The sequence below is a fragment of the Priestia sp. KCTC 13724 genome, assembly GCF_056820425.1.
Window position 1 is genome coordinate 1 of sequence record NZ_JBXDLD010000166.1, and the last position, 796, is coordinate 796.

Here is a 796-nt window from a genome sequence, read left to right on the forward strand (position 1 = left end):
CGAAAAATATTTTTTTGACACCCCACCAACGGCTCAAACCGTTGATAAATCAACATTTATAGAGGGAGGGTATTGAATTTCCATTTGTGATTATCTCTCTTAAAACAGATGAAGTGATTGGAACGACAAGATTTATGAATATTTCAAAAAATAACAAAGGTTTAGAGATTGGTTGGACATGGTTAACTCCTGAAGTGTGGGGGACAAGTGTAAATATAGAATGTAAATACCTTTTACTGAAGTACTGTTTTGAAAATATGAATCTACGTCGCGTGCAATTTAAAACAGATGAAAGAAATATCCGCTCTCAAAAAGCAATTGAAAAAATTGGTGGTACAAGAGAAGGGACATTAAGGAATCATATGATACGAAAAGATGGTTCTTTTAGAAATTCTGTATTCTATAGCATTATAGATAGTGAATGGCCCAGCGTAAGAAAAAAATTAGAGCTTCTTCTAAGTAACAAAGTGAATATAGCAACAAAATAAATCTTAGCTGGTCAGAATTGGCTGTATGTGAGTAAGTTTCAGAGCCATTATCTTATAAGGCATTTAATCTTAATTACTGATAATGAGTAAATTCAGTTCAAAATATTTCCATCTTATAAAATAAAAAAGACAAATACGCAAACCTGGTTTAGAATGAAAGCTCTGAGCCAATCATCCATCCAGAGGAGCGTTATTTGTCCAATGAATAGACTATCACATCAAGAAGAAATCTACAATGACTTAATAAAATGGAAGCTGCCCTTTTATTTCTCAAAACCTGTCATCAACCACTTAACCCACTTTATCGA

At 32.9% G+C, this 796-nt stretch carries 1 pseudogene; it reads left to right on the forward strand.

Going from position 1 to position 796, the window contains the following annotated elements:
- Positions 1-68: 68 nt before the first annotated feature.
- Positions 69-488 (forward strand): annotated as a pseudogene (locus tag AC1UFB_RS18360) (GNAT family N-acetyltransferase); the annotation flags it as partial.
- Positions 489-796 lie beyond the last annotated feature (308 nt).